General features: G+C 39.6%; 1 pseudogene. It reads right to left on the reverse strand.

Annotated features, from left to right (window positions below):
• Nucleotides 1–470: pseudogene (locus tag CUS89_RS15820) on the reverse strand (cell wall protein); the annotation flags it as partial.
• Nucleotides 471–528: the final 58 nt, after the last annotated feature.

The raw sequence follows: 528 nt of genomic DNA on the forward strand, positions 1-528 counted from the left end.
TGGATCGTGCTACCCCATTTGACTTCATAAGGTACTTCAATGTCCGTAGCAGTAACACCATCTGCTGTGGATACGCGAACAGTCACTGATTTTTGGCCAGCTGTTTGTGTGTCAAATGTATCGATTTGTTCCACATTATATAATGAACTAGATAATTGGTGTCCGTTAAAGCGGACTTCATTGATCAGTTTTGTTGCATCCAATTCACTTGCATCTTCACCTAAAACTAAGCTTTGATTTTGTTTTTCTGCATGGATCATAGTGATTGGTTCAAACTCACCATTTTGGATTCGGTAATGGGCATAATTTGATCCCGCCGTAAAGTTTCTGACCAAGTTATCCCGCATCAACAAGTTACGATTTTCTGTTTCCGCATGATAGACTTTGAAAATATCCCCTTCATTTACTTCTAATGGTCGCCCATTGTTAAAGCCTTGGATTGCTTGTCGGATCGTCATATGACCAGTCACTTCATAACTGTATTTGATATTATCTGGAAATAGGCGACTTTCTGGTTGTTCTGGATCA

Origin of the sequence: Enterococcus mundtii, from assembly GCF_002947535.1 — a bacterium.
Lineage (GTDB): Bacteria > Bacillota > Bacilli > Lactobacillales > Enterococcaceae > Enterococcus_B > Enterococcus_B mundtii_B.